Origin of the sequence: Corynebacterium ciconiae DSM 44920 (assembly GCF_030440575.1) — a bacterium.
Taxonomy (GTDB): Bacteria; Actinomycetota; Actinomycetes; order Mycobacteriales; family Mycobacteriaceae; genus Corynebacterium; species Corynebacterium ciconiae.
In genome coordinates this window covers 1614079-1639560 of sequence record NZ_CP047189.1, presented here as the reverse complement: position 1 = coordinate 1639560, position 25482 = coordinate 1614079, and the positions used below count along the sequence as shown (strand labels likewise).

Sequence of the window (25482 nt, the reverse complement as noted above, 5' to 3'; positions counted from 1 at the left end):
GCGCTAGAGCACCGTATCGGCCCAGCTGGCCAAGCCCTCAAAGGAGGAGGATGCCTGGGCGTGGCGGCGCAGCGGGATCCGGCCAGCGGCGCGCGCATGGGCTCCGGCCTGCACCGCGAGCTTCATTGCTGTGGCCATGGCCACGGGATCTTGGGCACGGTTGACCGCTGAGGCTAGGAGCACCCCTGCGCAGCCGAGCTCCATGGCGCGGGCTGCGTCCGAGGCGGTGCCGACTCCGGCGTCGAGAAGCACCGGAACCTTCGCGCGGGAGCAGATCAGCTCTAGATTGTGCTCGTTGACAATGCCTAGCCCGGTGCCGATGGGAGATCCCAGCGGCATCACGGCATGCACCCCGATATGCTCGAGGCGCTGGGCGACTACCGGATCGTCCGAGGTGTAGGCCATCACGGTGAAGTCCTCGAGCAGAAGCTGCTCGCAGGCGTCGAGAGTTTCCACCACATCCGGCAGAAGGGTGTGTTCATCGGCGATCACCTCTACCTTGATGAGATCGGTACCGAGGGCCTCGCGGGCAAGCCTGGCGGTGAGCACCGCATCCCGGGCGGTGCGGCAGCCGGCCGTGTTGGGCAAGGTGGCGATATTGAGGCGGGTGAGAAGCTCGAAGATAGATTCCCCGCTGGAGTGGGTGCGGCCGGCGTGACGCCGCATTGCCACCGTGGTCACGCGCGTGCCAGAGGCCACCAGCGCCTGCTCCAAGATTTCATGGGAGGTGGCGCCGCCGGTACCCATGATCAGGTGCGAGGAAAATTCGTGTTTACCAATACGCAGCATGATCTCTTAGCCCCCTTGAGCGGCGGTGAGGATATCAACGGTGTGATCGGCCTGAAGGGTGTAGTCAGACCAGTCTGCGGCTGGCACCACCGTGGCATCCACAGCCACGGCAATGCCTGCGGTCTCGGTCGAGCCGGTGTGGCGCTGCACCACCTCCGCCACGGTGGTGGGGGAGGCGAAACTCTCGGGGGTGTCGTTGATCGTCAGGGTGAACATAGCGATGGGGTACTCCTCACAAGGTGTGTGATCGTTCGTGCCGATAGGGATCGCAGTGCTGTAGATCCTCCGGGGCTAAGCCTTCAATTAGTTCGGTGGTGCGGCGTGCGGCCCAGGAGCTGAGCAAAATACCGTGGCGGAAATAGCCGGTGGAGACAATGAGATTTCTGGCCCTGGCGCGGCCGAGGTAGGGAAGATCATCGGGAGATCCGGGCCTAGCACCGGTGGCGGCCTCGATGAGCTCGCATTCCTCGAGGCCGGGCAGGATGCGGATGGCGTCGCGAAGCAAATCATAAACAGCCCCCACCTTCGGCTCGCGCAGATGATCCTCGCGGGTGCTCGCGCCGATCGCGATGGTCTGATCCACCGCACGCGGAATGATGTAGACGGGACGATCTTCCACAAAGGCCCGCACCACCTTGGTACACAGCGGCTGCAGGGCGGCGGGAACCCGCACGCGCAGAATATCGCCGTAGACAGGACGCAGCTGCAGCGGATTATCCCACCCAGTGATCTCACCCGCGCCGAGGCCTGCGGCCAGAACCACCTGCTCGTCCTCATCTACCTCATAGACCGACTCAGTGGTGTGGATCGCGGTGACCCGCTCCGCGGCCTTGAGATGAGTGACAGCCTCGGCGATATGGCAAACCCCCAGCGTGCGGCAGGCGTCGAGCAGTGCCTCGGCGCACACGCGGGGATATATCTGAAAGTCTCCTGGGATACTCACCGCCCCCGTGAGTCGAGGGCTGAGCGCCGGCTCTTCGGTGCGGGCCTGGCGAGTGGTGATGCGCTCAGCCGGCATAGCGAAAGCGTGTTGATACAGCGCGAGCTCCTCAAGGTGCTGGCCATCGGCGTGATCGGCGGCCACAACGAGCGTGCCGGAATCATCGAAGCCCAATGGAAGCGCGGTGTGCTCGGCCAGATGGGCAATCAGCTCAGGCCAATAGCGGGCCGCGTCCTTCATCAACGGAAACAGCTTCTCCTGGCGATACTGCACCTCCGCCACCGGGGCGAGCATCCCACCGGCATAGTGGGTAGCCCCAGAGGCAGGGGAGGGATCGATCAGCCGCACCTGATGAGCGCGCCGCGTGAGACTGAACGCTGTAGCAAGGCCAACAATCCCGGCCCCAATGATCGTTACCTTAGCCACGGTTGAACCCCCGCAGCACCTGAGCTACCGCCGCGCCGGGATCCTCAGCGTGATGCAAGGCGCGCACGAGCGCCACCCCATTAACGCCCGTAGCGGCGAGAGCTTCGGCATCGCTGGGTTGGACATCTCCAATAGCCACCACCGGTAGCGCAGAGAGCTGAACGAGGTCCGGATACCCCTCGAGGCCAATGGGCGCGCGCCCAGAATCCTTGGTGGGGCTGGGGCGGAAGGGTCCGCAGCCGATGTAGTCGATCACATCAGCCACCTCATTAGCTGCGGCCACCAACTCGCGCGTGCCGGTGGTCAACCCAATGATGGCATCATCGCCCAGCAACGCTCGCGCGGCGCGCACCGGAATATCATCCTGGCCTAGGTGCACCCCCGCGATCGGGACCCCCTCGTCGCGCAACGCAAGAGCCACATCGAGACGATCATCCACCAGCGTGCGCGTGTGTGGTGCCACCTCGTGCACGGCCAGCGCCACGGCGCGGCTGAGCTGGTAGAGATCACGGGCAGAAATAGGTTTTGAACGCACCTGCACCACCCCAGCCCCGGCGCGGGCGCAGCGCACCGCGGTGTCTACTACTCGGGTGGGATCGTCGGCGGCGCTCACAAGATAACAGCGATAATCAACGGCTACGCCCATATTCATGCTTCCTTCGTCGGTGCTAACCACAGCAGGTTCTAGCGGTCTCATCTCAGCCCCTGTGCGCCGCACGCGGCGAGGGGCACCCGCGCATGGGCCACAGTTTACGCGCTCGATCCTTCGGGTTTGATCATTTCGCTGATCTCCGCGGCAATCTCTGCGGCCTGCCCGTCTGGCACGACGATGCTCACCGGCTGCGTGTCGGTGTGCAGCCGGATGGCGTTACCGGCGTGGGGAATGATGAACACCGCTGATCCGGTGTACCGAATCCCGTAGCCGCCGGCATCCCAGAAACCGATGTGCTTCAGGGCATCGACACGGTGGATGTCCTGAAGGGCATACACCATGGGCTCGGGGGAACGCAGGACGAGCGCGGCGTCGAAAAGCTCAAGGCGCAGGGGGCTCAGCAGAGCTCCAGATTCAATGCTGAGCCACATCAGCCCCAATACCAGAATGGCCGCAGCAGGGGAGAGAAACCCCACCGCCGCGCCGGGCACGGCGAGCGCGAGGATCCACCAGGGGATGCGGCGGCTGTGTTCCTCCCAGACGCGCCGAGGCGAGCCACTAAGGAGCTGCCTATGATCCTCCTCGAGTGCCGCCAGTGTTGCCCGCCGCACCCAGCGATTTAGTAAAGCTGCAGCGGCAACAAAGACGATCATGGTGAGTAGGCCAGGAAGCCAGGCGGATCTAAACTCTTGTACCTGGTGTTCGCTCAGCCCGCGCTGGGGCCACAGGACGTCCAGCAGCAGCGCCAGCGTGAATCCAGTCAGCAGCACAGCCGAGGCGCCGAGGCTGGATAGACGCATCCGAACAGACACCGCGCCCATCACCACCGCGATTCCACCGAGTAGGGCAACCATCTGAACGATCAGCGAGCTAGGGGAGCTAAACCCGTCGGGAGCGCCCGACCAGCCCCAATGGGAGGCGACGGTTGAGGGAAGAGCAGGGAGAAGAACGAGCAGGCCCCACGCGACAAAAAGCAACAGCACAACCAAAGGGAGCACAAGGTAGGCAGTGACGAAGGGGCGCCGAGGAAGATGCTGGTTCATGCCACTAAAGGATAGCGAGCAAAGAAGCGAGGGTGCCCGCGGGCGCGGGGAGAATGAAGCGTAGCGGTGATTTGTTCTCGCCCACTAAGCGTGGCATAATCTCGAAAGTTGTCTGCCTCTGAGCTGGCAGCTTCTGTCACTGTCTCGGATACGAACCAGCCGAGCGCCCCGGCACGTGGGGAAAGGCCGCTAGGTTCCTCTATTCAGCACAAGAAATATAAGGATTGTTTCATGAACATTCTCGACAAGGTAGATGCAGCATCGCTGCGCGACGACATCCCCACCTTCCGTCCCGGTGACACCGTGGACGTGCACGTGAAGATCATCGAGGGCGGCAACCAGCGCGTCCAGGTCTTCCGTGGTGTTGTGATCCGTCGTCAGGGCGGCGGCATCCGCGAGACCTTCACCGTCCGCAAGGTGTCCTTCGGCATCGGTGTGGAGCGTACCTTCCCGGTGCACTCCCCGAACATCGATCACATCGACGTGATCACCCGCGGTAAGGTTCGCCGTGCGAAGCTCTACTACCTGCGCAATCTGCGCGGTAAGGCTGCCAAGATCAAGGAGCGCCGCTAGTACTAGCGCGCCGTCTCCGGCACCGGCTCCTCGCCACCTCAAGGGTAGGCGAGGGGCCGGTTTTTCTTTCCTGCACCCTACGTGCAGCATCTCGGATCGGATGGGCAAGGCTACCGCGGGCGGTCGAACCTTGGCGGACTGGGACTTGGGGCGGCGGCTGCTAGTATCTATCCCTATGACTGAGCGCCCCGATCACGAGCTAGATGCGACCCCGTCCGATTCGCAGACGTCGCCTTCAGCGCCGAAGGAGGAGGCGGCTTCAAACACCGCTAGCTCGGCTCAGCCTCAGACGGAGCGTTCGCAGCATCCACAGCCAGATGATGCTGAGGATCCCGCTGCTCAGGAGTCCACCGCCGTCGCCGACGAGGATGTTTCGGGCGAGGACGAGGAGCAGGACGAAGACACCGGCAAGCCGTGGTACATCGAGATCCCGCTGGTGATCGCCGTGACCTTGGTGATCGTCTTTGTTCTTCAAACCTTCGTGGGGCGGGTCTATCTCATTCCTTCGGCTTCTATGGAGCCCACCTTGCACGGCTGCCCCGGCTGTACCGGCGATCGCATTGTGGTGGACAAACTCACCTATGATTTCACCGAGCCCTCACAGGGCGATGTGGTGGTGTTCAAGGGCCCAGAGTCGTGGAACCAGAACTTCGTATCTACTCGTTCGTCCAACACGCTGATTCGCGGCCTGCAGAATATCGGTGCCTTCATTGGGGTGGTGGCCCCAGATGAGAACGACATGGTTAAACGCATCGTTGCCACGGGCGGCCAGACGGTTTCCTGCCAGGAGGGTGATCCTGGAGTGATGGTTGATGGCGCCAAGGTGGATGATTCCTATGTGCTTGATCCGCCCACCTATCCGGTGGATACCGCGAACGGCTCAGATGCCTGCGGCGGCGCGTATTTCGGCCCCATCGAAGTGCCTGAGGGCCACTACTTCGTGATGGGTGATAACCGCACCAACTCCGCCGACTCCCGCTACCACCTTGGTGATGAACACCAGGGCACGGTGCCGGAGGAGAACATCATCGGCAAAGTACGCTTTATCATTTTGCCCCTCGACCGCATCGGCGGCGTCGACTAGTAGCCGACGCACCGAACGAGACGTGCGGACAAAGAAATACCTGCGCACCTACGAGGCTGAGCTCACCGCAGCCCAGCTCGGTCCAGTCGCAGGGGTTGACGAAGCCGGCCGTGGGGCATGTGCTGGGCCGATCACGATCGCGGCCTGTGTGCTGCCAGATAAGCCCGTGCGCGCCCTTGCAGAGGTCACTGACTCCAAAAAGCTCAGCCCCGCAGCCCGCGCTCGGCTGGCCCCGCTGATCAAACACCACGCCCTCGCTTGGTCGGTGGTACACATTGACGCCGCCGATATTGACGCCCGCGGCATCCAGCACGCCAATATCTCCGGCATGCGCCGCGCCATCTACGCCCTTGAGATCTCACCTGGCTTTGTGCTTATCGACGGCTACCGCGTGCCAGGGCTCGCCCGGCCCAGCTTGCGCGTGATCAACGGCGATGCCGCGGCCCGTTGCATTGCTGCCGCCAGCGTGCTTGCCAAGCATGAACGCGACACAATCATGAACGAGCTGGATCAGCGCTACCCAGGCTATGGCTTGGCCGGGCACAAGGGCTATGGCACGAAACTCCACATGGATGCGGTGCGCCTCAAAGGTCCCAGCCCAGTTCATCGCTATAGTTACAGGAACATTCAGGAAGCTTGTAGCACGTGGAAGGAAACGCGATGAGCGCCGAAGAGCTGGAAAACTACGAAGCAGAAGTAGAGCTGAGCCTCTACCGCGAGTACCGCGATGTGGTGAGCCAGTTCTCCTATGTGGTGGAAACCGAGCGCCGCTTCTACCTCGCTAACGCCGTGGAACTGATCCCTCACACCGAGGGCGCCGAGGTGTACTACGAGGTGCGCATGTCCGATGCATGGGTGTGGGACATGTACCGCTCGGCCCGTTTCGTCCGCTTCGTGCGCGTGATCACCTTCAAAGACGTCAACATTGAAGAGCTCGACAAGCCAGAGATGGTGATCCCTGACTAGAAGTCGCCTATACCACTGGACACCGTGCCAGTGCTCCCACGCCCGTTGATCTGTGGATAGCGAAAGCCGTTATCCACAGATTTTTTCGTATCCGCTCGCCTGCGCTGACAGCCACGCGTGTGTGCATGAGACTTCAGGGTGCATCACCTCTCCGGCAACGAGAACAGATGCGCTTTTACTCCATGTCCCTAGATTTCTCACACACGAAAAGGCTTTTCGACGATGACACTAGCTCGCTCCGGCTCAGGCCCCCATACCGCACAGCGCCGCCCACACCGGCCCGCGGCCTCCTCGACCCACAACACCCAAATCGGCGCGGCAGGAGAAGATCATGCCGCCAGAATGTATGAGTCCAGCGGAGCCCGGGTGCTGGCGCGCAATGTGCGCTACCGCTGTGGCGAGCTCGACCTGGTGGTGGAAGACCTCGATGGAACCATCGTGTTCGTAGAGGTAAAAACCCGCACCGGCACGGCTTTTGGGTGCGCTGAGTCGGTGACCCCTCGCAAGCTGCTTCGGATGCATCGCGCCGCGTTGCGCTGGCTTGAACGCAAGCCCTACACCCCAATCCGGTTCGACGTGGTGCTCATCAGCCCCGAGGGCGTGGAGCTCATCAGTGGGGTGGATCATGGCGCTTGCTAAAACGATCTCGGCCACACTCGATGGGGTGACAGCCTTCGGCGTCACCGTCGAGGCACACATTGGCCCAGGACTGCCCCGCACCGACATCGTGGGCTTAGCTGATGCGGCCATCACCGAAGCGCGGGAGCGTATCCGCACCGCGGTGAAAAATAGTGATCTTCCTTGGCCGAAAACCCGTATCATCGTGAACCTGTCGCCGGCGAATGTGCGCAAATCTGGCGCCCAGTTCGATCTCGCCCTCGCGATGGCCATTCTCGGGGCGCGCAGCGCCACACCGCTACACGAGACGATGTTCATCGGCGAACTCGGTCTCGATGGGGAGCTTAAAGCCTGCCGCGGGGTGCTACCGATGCTGCGCGCTGCCGCCGAGGCGGGAGTCAAGACGGTGGTCATTCCCCGCGCCCACGCCCGCGAAGCAGAACTGATAGACGCACCAACCGTACTGGTGGCCGACACCCTACGCGAGGTGTACGACTGGGTCACCGGCTGCGGAGGGCTGCAGCGGGTGCGCCCTGCCGAGCACTGCGACCCACCGCGGCGCTCTGCGATTGATCTTGCGGATATCGCGGGACAAAAGGAGGCGAAACACGCCCTCGAGGTTGCCGCCGCGGGCGGGCATCACCTCTTCCTCGTCGGCCCCGCCGGTTCGGGGAAATCGATGCTGGCCGCGGCACTGCCCTCGATTCTTCCGCCCTTAAACCGCCAGCAACAGATCGACACCACGGCCGCGCACTCGGTGTCCACGCATGGCTGTGATGACATCATCACCCAGCCGCCGCTCATTGCCCCGCACCACAGCGTCAGTAGCGCCGGGCTCATCGGCGGCGGCTCCGGCAAGGTCAAGCCGGGAGCTATCTCCTTAGCCCATAATGGTGTGCTCTTCCTCGACGAAGCGAATGCCATAGCGGCATCGGTGCTCGACAGCCTCAGATTGCCGCTCGAACACGGCAAGGTGGTGCTTAATCGCAGCGAGAAAGTAGTCACTCTTCCCGCGCGCTTCCAGCTCGTTCTTGCAGCCAATCCCTGCGCCTGCGGGGCGGATAGCGATTCCTCCTGTACCTGCAGTGGCGCTGCCCAGGCCCGCTATCTAAGCAATATCACCGGCCCCGTCCGCGATCGCATCGATGTGATCGCACGCACCCATAGGGTGGGTGGGCTGCTCAGCGAAGCGCATCCGGAAAGCTCGGCGACTGTGAGCCAGCGGGTGGCCTGCGTCCGCGCCTTAGCAGCACGACGCTGGGCAGAGGTGAACCCAGCAGGATGCGCCAACGCGCTGGTCCCAGCGCCACTGCTGCGGCGCCACTATGCGGCCGAGGATGATGCAATGGCCTATGTGCAGGCATTTTTAAGCGCTGGGGAGATATCTCAGCGCGGGGTGGATAAAGCCTTGCGGGTGGCGTGGACACTCAGGGACCTCGATGAGGTGGCCCACGGGGCCGCGCCGCGGCCCACGCTTGATCACATGGCTCGCGCCATCGAACTGCGCACCGAGGAAGGGAAGCTGCAACGATGATCAGCACCGAACGTCGCCACGCGTGGGTGTATCTCAACTATGTGCTCGAAGGTCCCTCCCGCGATGTGCAGGCACTCCTATCCCAAGGTCACAGTCCCGAGGAGATCGCCTATGGCATCCGCCATGGTGAGTCGTGGGTGGGAACTGTGGCCCGCAGCGCCGAGCGGCGCGCCCACTTCCACGAAGAAAAGGAGATGCTGGAACAGGCCGAACAGCTGCAGACCAGATTCGTGTGCCCCGACGATCCCGAGTGGCCGCGGGAGAAGCTCGACCGTGCATTCGGTTTCGCGGCCTCGGGTACATCCGAGCACCTGCGCAGCTATGCGGCAGATGCTGTGGCACCCCATGGACTGTGGGTGCGCGGAGCGGAGCTGACGGCAGCGGTAGCCAATTCCGTGGCCGTGGTGGGCACCCGTGCGGTGAGCGCCTATGGGCAGCGAGCAACAGAGGAGATCTGCCGCCCTCTCGCCGAGAACCAATGGAGCATTGTCTCCGGCGGGGCGCTTGGGGTAGATACCATTGCTCATTCCACAGCACTCGAGGCTGGAGGGTGCACGGTGGCGGTGGCCGCCCATGGCGCCGGGCGCTGTTACCCAGCCAAAAATGCCCCTCTATTTGAGCGCATCAGCACTGCGGGCGGGTGCTGGGTGAGCGAATACCCGCCACACACGCCACCGGCTCGACACCGCTTTCTCACCCGCAACCGGCTGGTGGCCGCCTTGAGTGCTGGGACCGTGGTCATCGAAGCCGGCTGGCGCTCCGGCGCACTCAACACGCTTGCCTGGGCACAAGGCCTAGGCACGGTGGCCATGGCTGTACCAGGGCCGATTCTCGGCGCCGGATCGCTGGGATGCCACGACAAGATCAAACGGGGTGATGCCCAAATGGTGGTTAGCGCCGCCGACATCATGGGGCTGGTGGGCAAGCTAGGGGAGAGCGACTTCGAGCTGCAGTGCGAGCTGTCCTTTCCTGGTGATCCGATCCAGCAGCTCAGCCGCAATGAACTCAAAGTCTTCGATAGCCTGCCTTGTCGTAGCGATCACAATCGCACAGCCGCTCAGATAGCGGAAAGTGCTGGGCTGAGCGTGGCGCTTACAGTGCACCTGCTCGTGGAATTGCAGCGGCGCGGACTCGTGCTGCGGGAGGGGGTGAGCTGGGCAAAGAGGCTGCCGGAAAAATAAAACACAAAAAGTTTCATCAAAGGGTTGCATATTAGGCATGCCTTAACTTACGATACAAGGGCAGCCTAAGTTAGAAGTTAGCGGGTTCGGGCTGACTCCCGCTAATAGCTAAGCTGTGCACTATGGGTGAACATCAGCGCTCAGCGGAGACGTCGAATACTCCTGTCGCGACGTCTCCGCTGGCGTGTTCTCAGAACATGACACCAGCATTTTCTGTCGCTCTTGATGATTACTGCCAACACCTCGACTATGTCGGTGCTCGCTCCGCAGCCACCATTAAAGGCTACCGCTCAGATCTCAGTAGCTATTTGTGCCGTTTGCGTACTTGGTCGGATTTCACGCTCAGCACTATGCGCATGTGGCTAGCAGAAGCCCTCGATCGGGGACTGTCTCGAGCGAGCATGGCGCGGCGCACCGCCGCTGTGCGCTCCTTTTCCACCTGGGCATACAAAACGGGCTATATCCCAGCCGACGTCGGACACAAACTGCACACTCCCAAGCCCGGCAGGCATCTACCCACTGTGGCCAGTGCCTCCGAGGCAGAAGGTCTGCTTGGCGCGCTGCCCGCCGATACCCCAGTGAACCTGCGCGATAAGGCGATGCTGGAGTTGCTCTACGCCTCGGGGATGCGCGTTGCCGAGCTATGTGGCCTCGAGATGGCAGATCTCGACCTAGGGGCGGGAACGGCAACCGTTACGGGTAAGGGCAATAAGCAGCGGGTGGTGCCATTTGGCGCCCCAGCCCGCAGGGCTCTCTCCGAGTGGCTCGAGCAGGGTCGCCCCGAGCTTGCGCTGCCGCAGGAAAGGGCGCTGTTTGTGGGAGTGCGCGGCAAGCGCATTGATCAGCGCCAGGTGCGGCGCGTGGTGGAAACACTCTCGCTCGAGGCGGGACTTGCCCCGCTGAGCCCTCATGAGATTAGGCACAGCACAGCCACGCACATGCTGGATGGGGGAGCGGACTTGAGGGAAGTGCAGGAGCTGCTCGGGCATTCCTCGCTCCAGACCACGCAGATCTACACCCACGTCTCCACGGCGCGGTTACATGAGGCGTTTCGGCAAGCCCACCCGCGAGCGGAGTGAACTTCTCCAATTATCCTGCGAGCGGTTTGAGTCGAATAGTGGGGCGGCTAAGAAGGCTGAGTGGGTTGATGTATTCCCCGTCGCGTCGTGCACCCCACTGCAATCCTGGGTATCGGGTGGTGGGGGCTGCGAGGCGGCCAATGATATCGCCGGCACGGACGTTATCGCCGCGCTGTACCGAATAGTGCACCGGCTGGTAGGTAGTGCGCACCCCGTCGGCGTGATCGATGGAGACAGTCGGCGTGCGAGCCACCGTCCCGGCGAAGGCCACTACGCCATCCTCTGCGGCCAGAACCGGTGCACCCACCTCGGCTGCCAGGTCTACCCCGCGATGGCCAGGAAGCCAGTTCTGCGCAGGCTTATCAAAAGCGCGGATTACCTGCGAAGCGTGGGGTCGGCCGGTCGCGGGGTCCACATAGGCCACTGCCAGCGGACTGCCAAGGAGCTGAAGTGCGACCACGAAGAATACAACCAGAATGCGTCTCATGCCTCCCCACGATGGACTTAGGGCGGTATGCAGCGGGCGGTATCGGCGGGGAAGAGGGCCATGCCTGTGCATGGTGGTGCAGATGTGACGATTTCGCCGCTGAGCTGTGCACACGCTACCGCGGCGGGGCGGAAGCGGAATTGCTCGAGTGGGTGAAGTGGGCTAATGTTTATCCAGCAGTGTGTCCGAGGACTGTGTAAGCAGTGGTCGGATGCGCTGACTACGCGCGGTTGCACGCCCTTTTGCTTTTAAAGAGGGCCGCCACAGCTGCACGGTCCCCACGCCGAGTGCATGGGGTGCAGTGAGGTGATACGCGGCCGCTAGGGTGCAGGATAAAAACCTGCACATGTGACCTTAACCAAATCTAGATTTTCCCAGAAAAGGAGCATTCCCATGGCAGTTGTAACCATGCGCGAGCTTCTCGATGCTGGTGTGCACTTTGGCCACCAGACTCGTCGTTGGAACCCGAAGATGCGTCGCTTCATCTTCACTGAGCGCAACGGCATCTACATCATCGATCTCCAGCAGACCCTGACCTACATTGACGAGGCTTACGAGTTCGTCAAGGAGACTGTGGCTCACGGCGGCAGCATTCTGTTCGTCGGTACCAAGAAGCAGGCTCAGGAAGCTGTGCAGAACGAGGCCGAGCGCGTCGGTATGCCCTACGTGAACCACCGCTGGTTGGGCGGTATGCTCACCAACTTCCAGACCGTGTCCAAGCGTCTGCACCGCATGAAGGAGCTGCAGGCCATGGACCAGGCTGAGGACGGCTACAAGGGCCGCGGCAAGCGCGAGATCCTGATGCTTACCCGTGAGCGTCAGAAGCTGGAGCGCGTGCTTACCGGTATCGCCGACATGAAGAAGATCCCTTCCGCCATGTGGGTTGTGGACACCAACAAGGAGCACATCGCCGTTGCTGAGGCGAAGAAGCTCAACATCCCGGTCGTGGCCATCCTAGACACCAACTGCGACCCCGATGAGGTCCAGTTCCCGGTTCCGGGCAACGATGACGCCATCCGCTCCATCAACGTTCTCACCAAGATCGTGGCTGAGGCCGTGATCGCCGGTAAGCAGGCACGCGAAGAGCGCGAGCTCGCCGCAGCCAAGGAGGCCGCTGGCGACAAGGACGCCGCCCCCAAGGCTGAGGCCGGCGAAGAGGTTGCTCCCAAGGTTGAGGCATCCGAGGCTGCTGAGGCAGCCGCCGATGCATCGGCTGAAGAGAAGTAAACCGCCGAGCTCATACTCGCAGACACGCCCTCACTCGCACCGCGATACAACTTCACTGTCGTTGGTTGTGCGGTGGGGGCTGTGTTCGTCTTCTCCCTAAATCCACCACTGTTACCCCCGTGCGTGTCTACGCTCATAGAGCTGCTTCACTGCGAAGCGTTAGGCACTCATCTAGGGTTAATGGGCGATGGCCCGTGCGCTGCACGGGACCTCAACGCATGTGTTAGTGGACAACTAAACAACAAACACAACCAAGGAGGATCGTCACGTATGGCGAACTACACCGCCGCTGACGTCAAGAAGCTCCGCGAGCTCACCGGCTCCGGAATGATGGACTGCAAGAAGGCTCTTTCTGAGACCGATGGTGACTTTGACAAGGCAGTCGAGCTGCTGCGCATCAAGGGCGCCAAGGATGTGGGCAAGCGCGCTGAGCGCACCGCCGCTGAGGGCCTGATCGCCGTCTCCGGTGCCACCATGATCGAGGTCAACTCCGAGACCGACTTCGTGGCCAAGAACGCAGAGTTCAAGGAGTTCGCAGCGAAGGTTGCCGAGGCAGCCGCTGCTGTGAAGGCCAACTCCGCCGAGGAGCTCAACAACGCTCCGCTGGGCGATTCCACCGCCGGCGAGGCTATCCAGGAGCTCTCCGCCAAGATCGGTGAGAAGCTGCTGCTCTCCAGCGCCATCACCCTTGAGGGCGAGAACATCGCCGTGTACAAGCACCACCGCGCCGCCGACCTGCCGCCGGCAGTGGGCGTTCTGGTTGCTTACACCGGCGAGGGCGAGGCTGCCGAGCAGGCCGCTCACGCTGCCGCCATGCAGGTTGCTGCTATGAAGGCTCAGTACCTCAACCGCGACGAGGTTCCCGCCGATATCGTCGAGGCCGAGCGCGCCACCCAGGAAAAGATCACCCGCGAGGAGGGCAAGCCGGAGCAGGCTATCGCCAAGATCGTGGAAGGTCGCATGAACGGCTTCTACAAGGATGTCGTCCTGGAGGACCAGGCTTCTGTTGCTGACAACAAGAAGACCGTCAAGCAGGTCATGGACGAGGCCGGAGTGAAGCTCACCGGCTTCGCCCGCCTCGAGGTTGGTCAGCACTCCGCCTAAGGCTCAGCGCTGAATGGACCTGCACCCCGTAGACATCGGGGTGCAGGTTTTTTCTATGCCTAGCGGGGCGAAGCCGAGAGGTGGCGTCGATAAGCCGAGTGCTTAGCGCATGCCGCGGCGGTGGAAGGTAGAATACGCACACGAACCAACCGCGTCGACGAAAGGTGACAACTATGGCCGAGGGTGCCACTCGTGAGGGATATAAGCGCGTCATGCTGAAGCTCGGGGGTGAAATGTTCGGCGGTGGCACCGTGGGCATCGATCCCGATGTGGTGGAAAACGTGGCGCACCAGATTGCGAGTGTCGCCCGTGATGGGGCAGAGGTCGCCGTGGTGATCGGTGGCGGTAACTTCTTCCGCGGCGCCCAACTGCAGCAGCGGGGGCTTGATCGCAACCGCTCGGACTACATGGGCATGCTCGGTACCGTGATGAACTGCCTGGCGCTGCAGGACTTTCTCGAGCGCGACGGAATCGACTGCCGCGTACAAACCTCCATCAATATGGCCCAGGTGGCTGAGCCCTATCTGCCGCTGCGCGCCAAGCGTCACCTGGACAAGGGGCGGGTGGTGATCTTCGGTGCTGGCATGGGCCTGCCGTATTTCTCCACCGACACCACCGCTGCACAGCGCGCCCTCGAGATCGACTGCGAGGTGCTGCTCATGGCGAAGGCCGTGGATGGAGTGTATTCGGACGATCCCCGTACCAACCCCGATGCTGAACTGTTTACCCAGATCACCCCGCGGGAAGTGATCGAGCGCGGGCTGAAGGTGGCCGATGCCACGGCGTTTAGCCTCTGCATGGACAACAACATGCCCATCTTGGTCTTTAACCTTCTCCAAGAGGGAAATATCGCCCGCGCTATTAAGGGCGAGTCCATCGGAACTCTCGTGCAATCCTGATAGATTGGGACGTTGAACCTTCTGTGCCGGCAGGTCAGTTCCAGCGCTGCGGCGCGAGGGGCGGCCTGCTGAGTGCTGCACAATGACCGCCCGCCGCGCGTGTGCGCACGCGGGGCACACACAAATACACCACAGAGATAAGTGAGAATTAGAACATGAGTGAGATGATCGACGAGATCCTCTTCGAAGCCGAAGGCCGTATGGAGCAGTCCGTGGAGTACGTCCGCGAGGACCTCACCACTATCCGCACCGGCCGCGCTAACCCCGCGATGTTTAATGGCGTGATGGCCGAGTATTACGGTGCGATGACCCCCATCACCCAGATGGCCACCATCTCGGTTCCGGAGCCGCGCATGCTGCTGATCAAGCCCTACGAGCAGGGCCTGATGAGCGAGATTGAAAACGCAATCCGTAACTCCGATTTGGGCGTGAACCCCACCAATGACGGCCAGGTGCTGCGCGTGACCATCCCGCAGCTCACCGAGGAGCGTCGCCGTGACATGGTGAAGCTGGCAAAGTCTAAGGGTGAGGACGCCAAGATTGCGATCCGCAACATCCGCCGCGATGGTAACCAGCACCTGAAGAAGATCCAGAAGGACGGCGACGCCGGCGAGGACGAAGTGAAGTCCGCTGAGCAGCAGCTGGATAAGATCACCCAGAAGCACGTGGCCAAGGTAGACGAGCACGTCGAGCGCAAGGAAAACGAGCTGATGGAGGTCTAGGCCTCACAGCTTTAGGGAGACATCCTTTAAGGAGATAGCCCGTCCGGTGGCGTGGTGCTTGTCTGCACAGCCCGCCTTAGGCACGGGATGTCCTCCGTGCACCGCGTCACGGCCCTACCGGCAGACGGTAGCGCGTGGCGCCCAACGCGCCTGAACTGCACACTTTGGAGGGGCAGTGGAAGAGAAGAACCGGGGCGAGCTCATCAAAAACCCCCTTGGCCTCAGCGGGGAGAACCTACCGAAGCCAAAAAACAAGGCGGGCCGCGACCTCAAAACCGCCATCGGCGTCGGTGTAGGCCTCGGCGCACTGGTGCTCACCTGTATCTTTCTCATCCCTCATGGTTGGTATCCATTGGTGGCTCTCGCGGTCGCCGGCGGCACCTGGGAGGTTGTTCAGCGTCTGCGTGAACACGGCTACGTGATTCCGCGGTGGGTGCTTATCCTCGGCGGTCAAGGAATGGTGTGGCTGTCATGGCCCTTCGGGGTGGAGGGCATGGCTGCAGCCTATGTCACCACCGTGCTGGCACTGATGTTCGGCCGGCTCTTCCACCGCGGCCGCGGCACGGCCCCGCAGAACTATCTGCGGGATATGAGCATGGGCATATTTGTGCTCACTTGGATCCCTATGTTCGGCACTTTCGCCGCACTGATTTCCACCTTGAACGACGGCCCCGCTGATCCTAAGTGGTACGTGGTCACCTTCATGTTGTGCGTCGTCGCGTCGGATGTTGGCGGCTTTGCCGCGGGGGTCTTTTTCGGCTCGCATCCTATGGCGCCGGCCGTCAGCCCCAAGAAATCCTGGGAGGGTTTCGCCGGGTCTATCGTGCTGGGCATGATCACCGGTGCGCTCTGTGTCACGCTGCTTCTGTCCGGCTCCATCTGGGCCGGGCTTCTGCTGGGCCTCGGGCTCGTCATCTGTGCCACTTTAGGTGATCTCGTGGAGTCCCAATTCAAACGCGAACTCGGGATTAAAGACATGTCCGCACTGCTGCCAGGCCATGGGGGACTGATGGATCGACTCGATGGCATGCTGCCCGCGGCCATGGTGACATGGCTGGTGCTCTCCAGTATCGCGGTAGAAGCGGCTGTCGTCTAGCACACCCCCAACGAAGCGCTGTGGCCTCTGACGAGTGCCGCGGCGCTTCGACTGTCTCATCACGTGGGAAGGTGAGGTCCCATGAGTGGTGACTATGCTGGGGTGTTATGACTTCACACAATTCCACATCAAACCCTGCGGAGCAGGCAGCCAGTGCCCCGCACCCCAATAGGTGGCGGGCGCTCATCGTGTTAGCGGTGGGGCTCGCCCTTATTGTGCTCGACGGCACGATCGTGGGCGTATCGATGCCCACGATCATTCGCGAGCTCAACCTTGATCTTTCCGAAGCCCAGTGGGTCACCAGCTTGTACTCGGTGGTCTTTGCCGCTCTGCTCCTCGCGGCCGGCCGCATGGGCGATCGCTACGGCCGCAGGAAATTCTTCCTCGCCGGCCTCATTATCTTTGGTACCGGATCGGTGCTGGCAGCCCTGTCCGGCTCAGCCGCGGCACTGATCGTGGCGCGTGTGGTGCAAGGCGTGGGCGGCGCGTGCATTCTGCCCTCCACGCTGTCGAGCACCAATGCGATGTTTCGCGGCAAGGACCGCGCCGCCGCCTTCGGTGTGTGGGGTGCGGTGATGAGCGGTGCTGCCGCTCTCGGGCCGCTACTCGGTGGCGTGATTACCGAATACGCCGGGTGGGAATGGATCTTCTGGGTCAACGTCCCCTTGGCTCTCGGACTCATCGTTGCTGCCGTGGCGCTTGTGCCCGATACCTCTGCCCACAGCGGTGACAAGGATCCCGCCGGCGGTGGTACCGGAGACATCCTCGGCTTCGTGCTGTCCGCCATCGGATTCGGCACCCTCGTCTTCGGCATTATCGAAGGCCCGAAGCTGGGGTGGTGGGAGGCTATCTCTGCCTTCCACATCGGTTCGGCGCAATGGCCCTCCGGTTGGCCCTCGGCCGCAGGCATCGCCTTGGTGATCGCTGCGGTGTCCCTGAGCGCATTCGTGGCCACCGAGCTTCGCCGCGCCCGCAGTGAACAGTCCGTGTTGCTTGATCTCGGCATGTTCCGCTATCCCACCTTCACCTGGGGCAACCTCACAGCCTTGATGGTGGCCGTTGGTGAATTCGCGCTGGTTTTCGTCCTCCCGCTCTACCTCGTCTCCTCGGCTGGGTTATCCACCTTGGCCACTGGCTTGGTGCTAGCGGCCATGGCGATTGGAGCTTTCATCTCCGGTGCTGCGGCCCGGCACCTTGCCGCCAAAATCGGCGCCCCCGGGGTGGTACTCGTCGGCTTGGGCCTGGAGGTCTTCGGTACCCTACAGCTCGCCGCAGAAGAGCGGGTGGGCCAGCCGCTATGGCTCGTGGTGTTCGCGCTCGTGGTCTATGGCGTCGGTTTGGGACTGGCCTCGGCCCAGCTGACCTCCTTGGTGTTGGGCGACATTCCGGTGGAGCAGTCCGGGCAGGCCTCGGCCACCCAGTCCACCGTGCGCCAGATTGGTTCCGCACTCGGTGCGGCTATGGCGGGAGCCACCCTCTCGGCAGCACTTGCATGGAAGTCTTCCGATTTCGTCGGGCAGCAGGCCCAGCTGGCAGAAGCGATGCGTTCCTCTGCCGGTGGGGTGCTGGTGGGGCTGCGCCAGCAAGGAGCGCCCGATGAGGTGATTGCGCCACTGGCTCGTGTGTTTGCGGAGGCCACTAAGGTCTCACTTTATGCAGCTGTGCTCTGCCTCGTCATCGGTTTGCTCGGTGCGCTCATGGTGCGGCGATCTTCCACCAGCGAGGAGCACTAAGCTGCTGCCCTCGGACGCGGGGCGCATGTCCTCCTAGCGCGCACGAGATGACAAAGCACAAGACGCCCTGAGGTTTTATCAACCTCAGGGCGTCTTTATTGGGCGTATATGTGTAGCCGTGTCGCGGTGTCTTAGCGGCCGGCTTTCTTTACCTGTCGGCGCAGCTCAAACATGCGCACAATACCGGCCATGGCCATGATGAGTGCGCCAACGATCGCAGCCAACAAGAAGCCCACCCCAGCAGGGAACTCGAAGGTCCAGGCGAAAAGCTGAAGTTCTACGGCCTGCTGGTTTTGCATGATGAACACGAGCAGCAGGATGAGTAGCAGGGCGCCGATAATCAATGCAGCCCAAGTGGAGGAGGCGATGGTGCGGTTGACCTTGTTCTTCGCCTTCTCATTGGACTCAGCCGACTCGGTGGCCTCGCTGGAGGACGGCTGGGCGCTGTCGGCATCCTCGCGCCGAGCAGGGGCGGAGGAGGACTCGGCTCGCTCGTCTACGGCGTCGTGGGCGCGCGTGGGATGGGAGGATCCCAGGATCGAATCGTCATTAATACGCGGGTGCGGCTCCGAGTTCGGATTGGGCTCAGCGGGGGTGGTCACGGTTGTCTCCTCATGCAGGCTAAGAATGTGGTTGTACTGAAGATCGACCAAGAACGGTCTCCAAAGCCTCAAACACTACCAGTGGTCGCTGTCAGTATAGTGGATTACTGCTGCCCACCTTCCTCGTGAAACAATTGGATTCACTATGTCTGAACCCGTTCGCCTCCAGTTCACAGCCCCGAAGCGCGGCATGCCGCCGCGTCACTTCACCGACCTCGACCAGGATCAGCGCATTGAAGCTGTCACCGAGCTGGGGTTGCCGAAGTTCCGCGTTAACCAGATCGCTCGGCACTACTATGGCCGCCTCGAGGCCGATCCTTTGACCATGACGGATCTGCCCGAGTCCGCGCGGCAGAAGGTGAAGGACGCGCTCTTTCCCGAGCTGATGACGAAGGTGCGGGTCACCGAAGCCGATGGCGGGGCCACGCAGAAAACCCTCTGGCGGCTGCATGACGGCACCCTGCTGGAATCCGTACTTATGCGCTACCCAGACCGGGCCACCTTGTGCATTTCCTCCCAAGCCGGTTGCGGAATGGCGTGTCCTTTCTGCGCTACCGGCCAGGGCGGCTTGGATCGCAACCTTTCCATCGGCGAGATCGTTGATCAGGTGCGTCGCGCCGCCGCCACCATGCAGAACGAGGGTGGTCGTCTCACCAACGTGGTGTTCATGGGCATGGGGGAGCCGCTCGCCAACTACAAGCGGGTACTCAGTGCCGTCAAGCAGATCACTCGACCAGCGCCCGAAGGCTTCGGCCTCTCCATGCGTAATGTGACGGTGTCTACGGTCGGGCTGGCGCCGGCGATTCGCAAGCTTGCCGACGAAAACCTCAGCGTCACCCTCGCTGTGAGCTTGCATACCCCTGATGATGAGCTGCGCGACACCCTCGTGCCGGTGAACAATCGCTGGTCGGTGGCTGAGGTGCTCGATGCCGCCCGCTACTATGCCGACCGTACCGGTCGTCGCGTGTCCATCGAATACGCCCTGATCCGAGATATCAACGATCAAGACTTCAGGGCCGATATGTTGGGTCAGAAGCTCCACCGTGCTTTGGGCTCTCGGGTGCATGTCAACGTAATTCCGCTCAATCCCACCCCGGGGTCTAAATGGGATGCCTCGCCGAAACAGCGCCAAGACGAGTTCGTGCGTCGCGTCGCAGCCCAGGGCGTGCCCTGCACGGTGCGGGATACCCGCGGCCAGGAGATCGCCGCGGCCTGCGGGCAGCTCGCCGCAGAAGAGCGGGCCAGCTAGCGCCACATCCCCAAGGGCTAGAGCCCACCAGCCTCAGGGCAGTAAAAATCCCCCAAGCACCACCTTGGTGCGTGGGGGATATCTGCGTGCTGCGTGAAGGAGCAAGCCCCTAGGACCAGCGACCTTAAAAACAGCGCTGCGCTTAGTTTTCTACGGCAGTGCGGTTCGGGACGGTGGAGGGGTCGATGTTCAGGGCGCGAAGCTGGGAATCGCTCAGCTCGGCGTACTTACCCGTCATGGAGTGCTGCTGGTAGGTCCAGACCGGCTCTTCGTGGCCCTCGGGCTTGTTGTGGGCGGTCACGGTGCGCACTTGGTTGAGCTTCGGGGCGAAGAGCTGAAGGAGCAGAGCGATGGCTACCAAGGCGGCGAGAACGAGCAGCCAGATGGTCTCCACATGGCCCTTGTGGTTACCGAAGTTGTAGCCGAGAAGGAAGAACACGGAGATCCAGCCGGCGATCTGCATGGGGACCAAACCGAGATCGTGCCAACCCCACTTAGCCGAGGGCTCGTCGAGGGTGCTTACGCCGTTGTAGACTTCCGGCTCGATGTGGTGGGAAGCGCCTGACACAGTCTTAACTCCTTCTTAAGTAAACGCTTAAAGTTCTCCGTCTATCTTTGCACATTCTTAGAGTGCATGGAAGTTGTTTTCCTCGCCCCGTGTCCCACCCACAGACGCCACTCTGCGCGCCCTCGCACGCGCTCGAATTGTGGCTGAGATGACGGCGTGACGTCGATGGCGCATCCACTCCTGTGCTTTCCTCGGATCCAAGGGCGCCTGCGTGCCTGCGGGGTGCAAGAATGAAGGAATGAAGACTCGCGTCATCCTTTTGGGAAGTACTGGTTCCATCGGCACCCAAGCCATGGAGATCATCGAAGCGAATCCAGATCGCTTTGAGGTAGTGGGGCTGTCCTGCGGTGGCCGCTCGGTCGGGGCGGTCATCGAGCAAGCCCGCCGGCTGGGCCTGAAGGCCGAACAGGTGGCTGTCTCTCATGCGGACGCGGCACGCACCGCCTCCGCCGAGCTCGGTGGCACCGTCCTGTCTGGTCCTGATTCCTCCGCTGAGTTGGTGCGCAGCCAGTCGGCTGAGACGGTACTCAACGGCCTCGTTGGCTCGCTGGGGCTGGGGGCCACGCTGGCGGCGTTGGAGTCAGGGGCGCGCCTAGCCCTGGCGAATAAGGAATCGCTGGTCGCCGGCGGGGATATCGTGCTGCGCGCCGCAGCTGAGGGCCAACTTGTGCCGGTGGACTCGGAGCACTCCGCCATGGCCCAGTGTCTGCGCTCGGGTAAGGCTAGTGAGGTGGCACGCTTCGTGTTGACCGCCTCCGGTGGGCCCTTCCGTGGTTGGAGCAGGCAGCGCATGTGGGATGTCACTCCTGAGCAAGCCGCCGCGCACCCCACGTGGTCGATGGGGCAGATGAATACGCTGAACTCCGCCACCCTTATTAATAAAGGACTCGAGCTCATCGAGGCGAGCTATCTTTTCGGTATCGATCCGCAGGCTATCGATGTGAGTGTGCATCCGCAGTCCATCATCCACTCGATGGTCACCTTTGTGGATGGTTGCACGATCGCTCAAGCCTCCCCGCCGTCGATGAAGCTGCCGATCTCACACGCTTTGGCGTGGCCAGAGCGGGTGGCCGATGCTCAGCCGGCTCTCGATTTCACACAGTCCTTCAGCTGGGAATTTGAGCCAGTCGATAATGAGGCATTTCCGGCGGTGGAGCTGGCTCGTCATGCAGCCGCCTGTCGCGGCAGCGTGCCTGCGGTGTACAACGCCGCCAATGAGGAGGCTGCGGAGGCGTTTGTGCAGGGTCGCATTCGTTTTCCGGAGATTGTGGATGTGGTGGCAGAAATCGTCGATAAGGCGCAGGATTTCGCATCTCCTCCCCAGGAGTTAGCCGATGTACTCGCCGTGGAAGACACCGCGCGGGCCTTGGCGCAGGAGGCAATCACTCGTCGCGCACGCTAGCTGGATAGTTGCCTTAACGGCGCTGTAGTATGCGAGAGGTTATGGCGAGGCAGAAAGCGGTGGAATCGTGAGTTACACAGTGGGTGTGGTGCTCTTCGCACTCGGAATTGCGATCACGATCGCGTTGCACGAGTTCGGTCATCTTCTGGCCGCCCGCTCGTGCGGGATGCGGGTGCGGCGCTACTTCATTGGTTTCGGCCCCACGCTGTGGTCTTTTCACAAGGGCGAGACGGAATACGGACTCAAGGCCATACCGCTCGGCGGGTTCTGCGATATCGCGGGGATGACTTCGGTGGATCCCATCACCGAGGAGGAACGCCCGCAGGCGATGATGTACAAGCCTTGGTATCAGCGTGTTTTCGTGCTGTTGGGCGGGGTGTTGATGAACCTCATCCTCGGTATGCTCACTCTGTATCTGGTGGCCGCCACTGCGGGCTTGCCCAATCCCGATCCGGACCTCAGCGCTCGGGTAGGCGAGGTGCGCGAGGGGCCCGCGGCCACCGCCGGGGTGCGCCCAGGGGATACAATCCGCGCGATCGACGGGCAGCCGATGTCTACCTTCACCGATGTACGCGACTACGTGCAGCAGCGCCCTGGCGAGGACATCACCCTCAGCATCGAGCGCGAGCAGCAGCCGCAGAGCGTGACTGTGCACGTGGATACTCGCACGGTCGAGGGCACGGAGCTGGGCGTGATCGGGGTGGTCAATGCCCCCATCGAGGATCTCTACCTCAGCTACGGTCCCGTGGAGGCGGTGCCGGCCACGCTGCACTATGCCGGGGAAATGCTCCACGCCACGGGGCAGGGAGTGGCCTCCCTGCCGGGTAAGTTGCCCGGGGTGGCGCGGTCGATCTTCGGCGCTGAGCGGGAGATGGACTCGCCGATGAGTGTGGTGGGTGCTTCCTTGGTCGGCGGTGAACTCGTGCAACGCTCACAGTGGTCCATTTTCGCCATGATGCTCGCCAGCCTGAACTTCTTCCTGGCGTTGTTTAACCTGCTGCCTATTGTGCCGCTTGACGGCGGTCACATCGCCATTGTGTTCTACGAGAAGCTTCGCGACGCCATCCGCCGGCTGCGTGGCCTCGCCCCAGCTGGGCCAGCCAACTACGCGGCAATTATGCCGCTCATCGTGGCCATGTGGGCGCTGTTGATGGGCATCGGTGTGCTGATGATCGCCGCCGATGTGGTCAACCCCGTGCGCCTATTCGGCTGATAACATCTAGATTCAAAGCCCAAAAATCTCTCTAAGGAGAATGTCTCTGTGAGTACCCCGATCGGTCTCGGCATGCCGGATGCCCCGCTGCCCACCCTCGCTCCGCGTCGCACCACCCGCCAGATCATGGTGGGCGATGTGGGTGTGGGATCCGATTATCCCATCTCCGTGCAGTCGATGACGACAACCAAGACGCACGATATTAACTCCACGCTGCAGCAGATCGCCCAGCTGACGGCGTCGGGCTGCGATATTGTGCGCGTCGCCTGCCCCAAGACGGTGGACGCGGAGGCGCTGCCCGCCATTGCGAAGAAGTCGCCCATCCCCGTGGTGGCCGATATCCACTTCCAGCCAAAATACATTTTCGCCGCTATCGACGCCGGCTGTGCCGCCGTGCGTGTCAATCCCGGTAATATCCGTGAGTTTGATGGTCGCGTAAAGGAAGTGGCCAAGGCCGCCGGCGATGCCGGCATTCCCATCCGCATTGGTGTCAACGCCGGCTCGCTGGATAAGCGCTTCTTGGAAAAGTACGGCAAGGCCACACCAGAGGCCCTGGTGGAGTCCGCGGTATGGGAGGCAGGGCTATTCGAGGAGCACGGCTTCGGCGATATTGCTATCTCGGTGAAGCACAACGACCCAGTGGTGATGGTGGAGGCCTATCGTCAGCTCGCCGCGCAGACGGACTATCCGCTGCACTTGGGTGTTACCGAGGCCGGCCCCGCCTTCCAAGGCACCATTAAGTCTTCGGTGGCCTTTGGTGCGCTTCTGGCCGAAGGCATCGGCGATACCATCCGCGTGTCCCTGTCCGCCGATCCGGTGGAGGAGATCAAGGTGGGCGATCAGATCCTGCAGTCGCTGAATCTGCGCCCCCGCAAGCTGGAGATCGTGTCCTGCCCCTCCTGTGGCCGCGCCCAGGTGGATGTCTACACCCTGGCGGAGGAAGTCACCGCTGGCCTAGAAGGCTTCGAGGTGCCGTTGCGCGTTGCCGTGATGGGCTGTGTGGTCAACGGGCCAGGCGAGGCACGCGACGCCGATCTTGGTGTGGCCTCCGGTAATGGAAAGGGACAGATCTTCGTCAAGGGCGAGGTGATTAAGACCGTGCCGGAATCCAAGATCGTGGAAACCCTGATCGAGGAAGCCACCCGCATCGCCGAGACCATGGAAGACACCGAATCGGGCTCGCCCTCTGTAACGGTGAGCTAAGCCCACCAGCTGCAGTCAGTGCAGTTGTTTTCAGCCCCCATGAGCGTGCACACCTCAAGGGGGCTGACTGCTATCCAAGCAAGGACGGCCTCGGCGTTGGCCCTGATGGGAAGCCCGTGGGGTGGGTGGGGGAGGGCGGCGTCGATAAGCGTTGCTCGCGGGCCTAGTATAAGGGGCATGACTCAACGCCGCCGTTTGCAAGTACCTGCCCGCAAGAGCCCTATTCGCACTGTGCCGGAGCGTATCGCTCGCCCCGAGTATGCGTGGAAGGACGAGGTACAGGAGGCCATCGGCGAGCCCTATGTGCAGACCCCAGAGACCATCGAGGCCATGCGTGAAGCCTCGAAAATCGCTGCCAATGCCCTGCGCGAGGTGGGCAAGGCCGTCACCCCGGGAGTAACCACCGATACCTTGGACCGCATTGCCCATGAGTACATGTGTGACTTCGGTGCCTATCCCTCCACCCTGGGGTATCGGGGCTTTCCGAAGTCGTGCTGCACCTCGGTCAATGAGATCGTCTGCCACGGGATTCCGGACGCCACGGTGATCGAGGACGGCGACATCGTGAATGTGGATATCACTGCTTTCAAACATGGCGTGCACGGCGATACGAACGCCACCTTCCTTGCCGGCGAGGTCTCCGAAGAGCACCGGCTGCTGGTGGAACGCACCAAGGAAGCGATGATGCGTGGCATCAAGGTGGCCAAGCCGGGCCGAGAAATCAACGTGATTGGCCGCGTTATCGAATCCTATGCCAAGCGATTCGGCTACTCCGTGGTGCGCGACTTCACCGGCCACGGGGTGGGACCCACCTTCCACAACGGTCTCGTGGTTCTGCACTACGATTCCCAGGCCTATCGCGATGTGCTCGAGCCGGGTATGACGCTGACGATTGAGCCGATGATCAACCTGGGCGGGCTCGACTACGAGGTGTGGGAGGACGGCTGGGTGGTGCAATCCACCGACGGTGCCTACAGCGCCCAGTTCGAGCACACAATCGTGATCACCGAGGAAGGCAACGAGATCCTCACCCTGCCCGACGAAGATAGCGATAGCCCTGCCGAGTCGCTCAGCGATAGCTAGGAACGGGCA

27 protein-coding genes and 1 riboswitch are annotated in these 25482 nt (G+C 62.2%); of the genes, 19 read left to right on the top strand and 8 right to left on the bottom strand.

All coding sequences use genetic code 11. The features are described from left to right. Positions 1-3 precede the first annotated feature (3 nt). The 5 genes from CCICO_RS07250 to CCICO_RS07230 form a co-directional block, all read right to left on the bottom strand. Entirely contained in the window at positions 4-789 is a 786-nt protein-coding gene (locus CCICO_RS07250) for a thiazole synthase (RefSeq protein ID WP_018019117.1), read from the bottom strand. Between the two features lie 6 nt (positions 790-795). Next, entirely contained in the window at positions 796-1005 is a 210-nt protein-coding gene (gene thiS / locus CCICO_RS07245) for a sulfur carrier protein ThiS (RefSeq protein ID WP_018019116.1), read from the bottom strand. A gap of 16 nt (positions 1006-1021) precedes the next feature. Next, positions 1022-2155 carry a glycine oxidase ThiO gene (gene thiO, locus CCICO_RS07240; protein ID WP_018019115.1) on the bottom strand — a complete coding sequence of 378 codons (1134 nt, stop codon included), beginning with the start codon at positions 2153-2155 and terminating at the stop codon, positions 1022-1024. Beyond that, entirely contained in the window at positions 2148-2801 is a 654-nt protein-coding gene (locus CCICO_RS07235) for a thiamine phosphate synthase (protein WP_018019114.1), read from the bottom strand. Before CCICO_RS07235 ends, thiO begins: the two co-directional genes overlap by 8 nt. Further along, positions 2793-2901: riboswitch (TPP riboswitch) on the bottom strand. (Overlaps the previous gene by 9 nt.) 4 nt (positions 2902-2905) lie before the next feature. Continuing rightward, positions 2906-3850: a DUF1648 domain-containing protein gene (locus tag CCICO_RS07230; protein WP_083878256.1), complete on the bottom strand. Its 945-nt coding sequence runs from the start codon at positions 3848-3850 to the stop codon at positions 2906-2908. A gap of 231 nt (positions 3851-4081) precedes the next feature. Between CCICO_RS07230 and rplS the strand changes: the two genes are divergently transcribed. From rplS to CCICO_RS07190, 8 genes are all read left to right on the top strand, one after another. Next, positions 4082-4423 (top strand): 50S ribosomal protein L19, encoded by a 342-nt coding sequence (gene rplS, locus CCICO_RS07225; protein ID WP_018019112.1) that lies wholly within the window; start codon positions 4082-4084, stop codon positions 4421-4423. 175 nt (positions 4424-4598) lie between these two features. Then, entirely contained in the window at positions 4599-5507 is a 909-nt protein-coding gene (gene lepB / locus CCICO_RS07220) for a signal peptidase I (protein ID WP_018019111.1), read from the top strand. Between the two features lie 22 nt (positions 5508-5529). Continuing rightward, positions 5530-6171, top strand: a complete 642-nt coding sequence (locus CCICO_RS07215) for a ribonuclease HII (protein WP_018019110.1) — start codon at positions 5530-5532, stop codon at positions 6169-6171. Further along, complete coding sequence (locus CCICO_RS07210) at positions 6168-6473, top strand: DUF2469 domain-containing protein (RefSeq protein ID WP_018019109.1); 306 nt, start codon at positions 6168-6170, stop codon at positions 6471-6473. Before CCICO_RS07215 ends, CCICO_RS07210 begins: the two co-directional genes overlap by 4 nt. Positions 6474-6695: 222 nt before the next feature. Further along, positions 6696-7112 carry a YraN family protein gene (locus CCICO_RS07205; RefSeq protein ID WP_083878254.1) on the top strand — a complete coding sequence of 139 codons (417 nt, stop codon included), beginning with the start codon at positions 6696-6698 and terminating at the stop codon, positions 7110-7112. After that, the gene (locus tag CCICO_RS07200; RefSeq protein WP_018019107.1) at positions 7099-8625 is read left to right on the top strand and encodes a YifB family Mg chelatase-like AAA ATPase; all 1527 of its coding nucleotides are present in this window, start codon (positions 7099-7101) and stop codon (positions 8623-8625) included. The genes CCICO_RS07205 and CCICO_RS07200 overlap by 14 nt, the downstream gene beginning before the upstream one ends. Further along, a complete protein-coding gene (gene dprA, locus CCICO_RS07195; RefSeq protein ID WP_018019106.1) occupies positions 8622-9806 on the top strand; it encodes a DNA-processing protein DprA in 1185 nt (394 codons plus the stop codon). The genes CCICO_RS07200 and dprA overlap by 4 nt, the downstream gene beginning before the upstream one ends. A 197-nt stretch (positions 9807-10003) precedes the next feature. Further along, positions 10004-10885, top strand: a complete 882-nt coding sequence (locus CCICO_RS07190) for a tyrosine recombinase XerC (protein ID WP_018019105.1) — start codon at positions 10004-10006, stop codon at positions 10883-10885. 10 nt (positions 10886-10895) lie between these two features. Here the strand turns inward: CCICO_RS07190 and CCICO_RS07185 are convergent, their stop codons facing one another. Next, positions 10896-11372, bottom strand: coding sequence for a M23 family metallopeptidase (locus CCICO_RS07185; protein ID WP_018019104.1), 477 nt, complete (start codon positions 11370-11372; stop codon positions 10896-10898). Between the two features lie 393 nt (positions 11373-11765). On the opposite strand from CCICO_RS07185, the gene rpsB reads away from it, so the two are divergent. The 6 genes from rpsB to CCICO_RS07155 all read left to right on the top strand — a co-directional run bounded on the left by rpsB (position 11766) and on the right by CCICO_RS07155 (position 18153). After that, the gene (rpsB, locus tag CCICO_RS07180) at positions 11766-12599 is read left to right on the top strand and encodes a 30S ribosomal protein S2 (RefSeq protein ID WP_018019103.1); all 834 of its coding nucleotides are present in this window, start codon (positions 11766-11768) and stop codon (positions 12597-12599) included. Between the two features lie 270 nt (positions 12600-12869). Next, complete coding sequence (tsf, locus tag CCICO_RS07175) at positions 12870-13703, top strand: translation elongation factor Ts (RefSeq protein ID WP_018019102.1); 834 nt, start codon at positions 12870-12872, stop codon at positions 13701-13703. A 173-nt stretch (positions 13704-13876) separates the two neighbouring features. Beyond that, a complete protein-coding gene (gene pyrH / locus CCICO_RS07170; protein ID WP_018019101.1) occupies positions 13877-14602 on the top strand; it encodes a UMP kinase in 726 nt (241 codons plus the stop codon). 164 nt (positions 14603-14766) lie between these two features. Further along, positions 14767-15324 (top strand): ribosome recycling factor, encoded by a 558-nt coding sequence (gene frr, locus CCICO_RS07165; RefSeq protein WP_026161339.1) that lies wholly within the window; start codon positions 14767-14769, stop codon positions 15322-15324. Positions 15325-15499: 175 nt separating this feature from the next. Further along, on the top strand, positions 15500-16420 hold the full coding sequence (locus tag CCICO_RS07160; protein WP_018019099.1) for a phosphatidate cytidylyltransferase: 921 nt from the start codon (positions 15500-15502) through the stop codon (positions 16418-16420). 107 nt (positions 16421-16527) lie between these two features. After that, positions 16528-18153 (top strand): MFS transporter, encoded by a 1626-nt coding sequence (locus tag CCICO_RS07155; RefSeq protein WP_026161337.1) that lies wholly within the window; start codon positions 16528-16530, stop codon positions 18151-18153. 131 nt (positions 18154-18284) lie between these two features. Here the strand turns inward: CCICO_RS07155 and CCICO_RS07150 are convergent, their stop codons facing one another. Next, complete coding sequence (locus CCICO_RS07150) at positions 18285-18755, bottom strand: LapA family protein (protein ID WP_018019097.1); 471 nt, start codon at positions 18753-18755, stop codon at positions 18285-18287. A 145-nt stretch (positions 18756-18900) separates the two neighbouring features. Between CCICO_RS07150 and rlmN the strand changes: the two genes are divergently transcribed. Further along, positions 18901-20004 (top strand): dual-specificity RNA methyltransferase RlmN, encoded by a 1104-nt coding sequence (gene rlmN, locus CCICO_RS07145; RefSeq protein WP_018019096.1) that lies wholly within the window; start codon positions 18901-18903, stop codon positions 20002-20004. Between the two features lie 142 nt (positions 20005-20146). Here the strand turns inward: rlmN and CCICO_RS07140 are convergent, their stop codons facing one another. After that, positions 20147-20572 carry a DUF2631 domain-containing protein gene (locus CCICO_RS07140; protein ID WP_018019095.1) on the bottom strand — a complete coding sequence of 142 codons (426 nt, stop codon included), beginning with the start codon at positions 20570-20572 and terminating at the stop codon, positions 20147-20149. Between the two features lie 238 nt (positions 20573-20810). Here CCICO_RS07140 and dxr point away from each other — a divergent pair, with 238 nt between their 5' ends. From dxr to map, 4 genes are all read left to right on the top strand, one after another. Beyond that, the gene (gene dxr / locus CCICO_RS07135) at positions 20811-21974 is read left to right on the top strand and encodes a 1-deoxy-D-xylulose-5-phosphate reductoisomerase (protein ID WP_018019094.1); all 1164 of its coding nucleotides are present in this window, start codon (positions 20811-20813) and stop codon (positions 21972-21974) included. Positions 21975-22038: 64 nt separating this feature from the next. Continuing rightward, entirely contained in the window at positions 22039-23187 is a 1149-nt protein-coding gene (locus CCICO_RS07130) for a M50 family metallopeptidase (protein WP_026161336.1), read from the top strand. Positions 23188-23259: 72 nt separating this feature from the next. Then, complete coding sequence (gene ispG / locus CCICO_RS07125; RefSeq protein WP_051067240.1) at positions 23260-24390, top strand: flavodoxin-dependent (E)-4-hydroxy-3-methylbut-2-enyl-diphosphate synthase; 1131 nt, start codon at positions 23260-23262, stop codon at positions 24388-24390. A 177-nt stretch (positions 24391-24567) separates the two neighbouring features. Beyond that, positions 24568-25473, top strand: coding sequence for a type I methionyl aminopeptidase (map, locus tag CCICO_RS07120; RefSeq protein ID WP_018019091.1), 906 nt, complete (start codon positions 24568-24570; stop codon positions 25471-25473). Positions 25474-25482 lie beyond the last annotated feature (9 nt).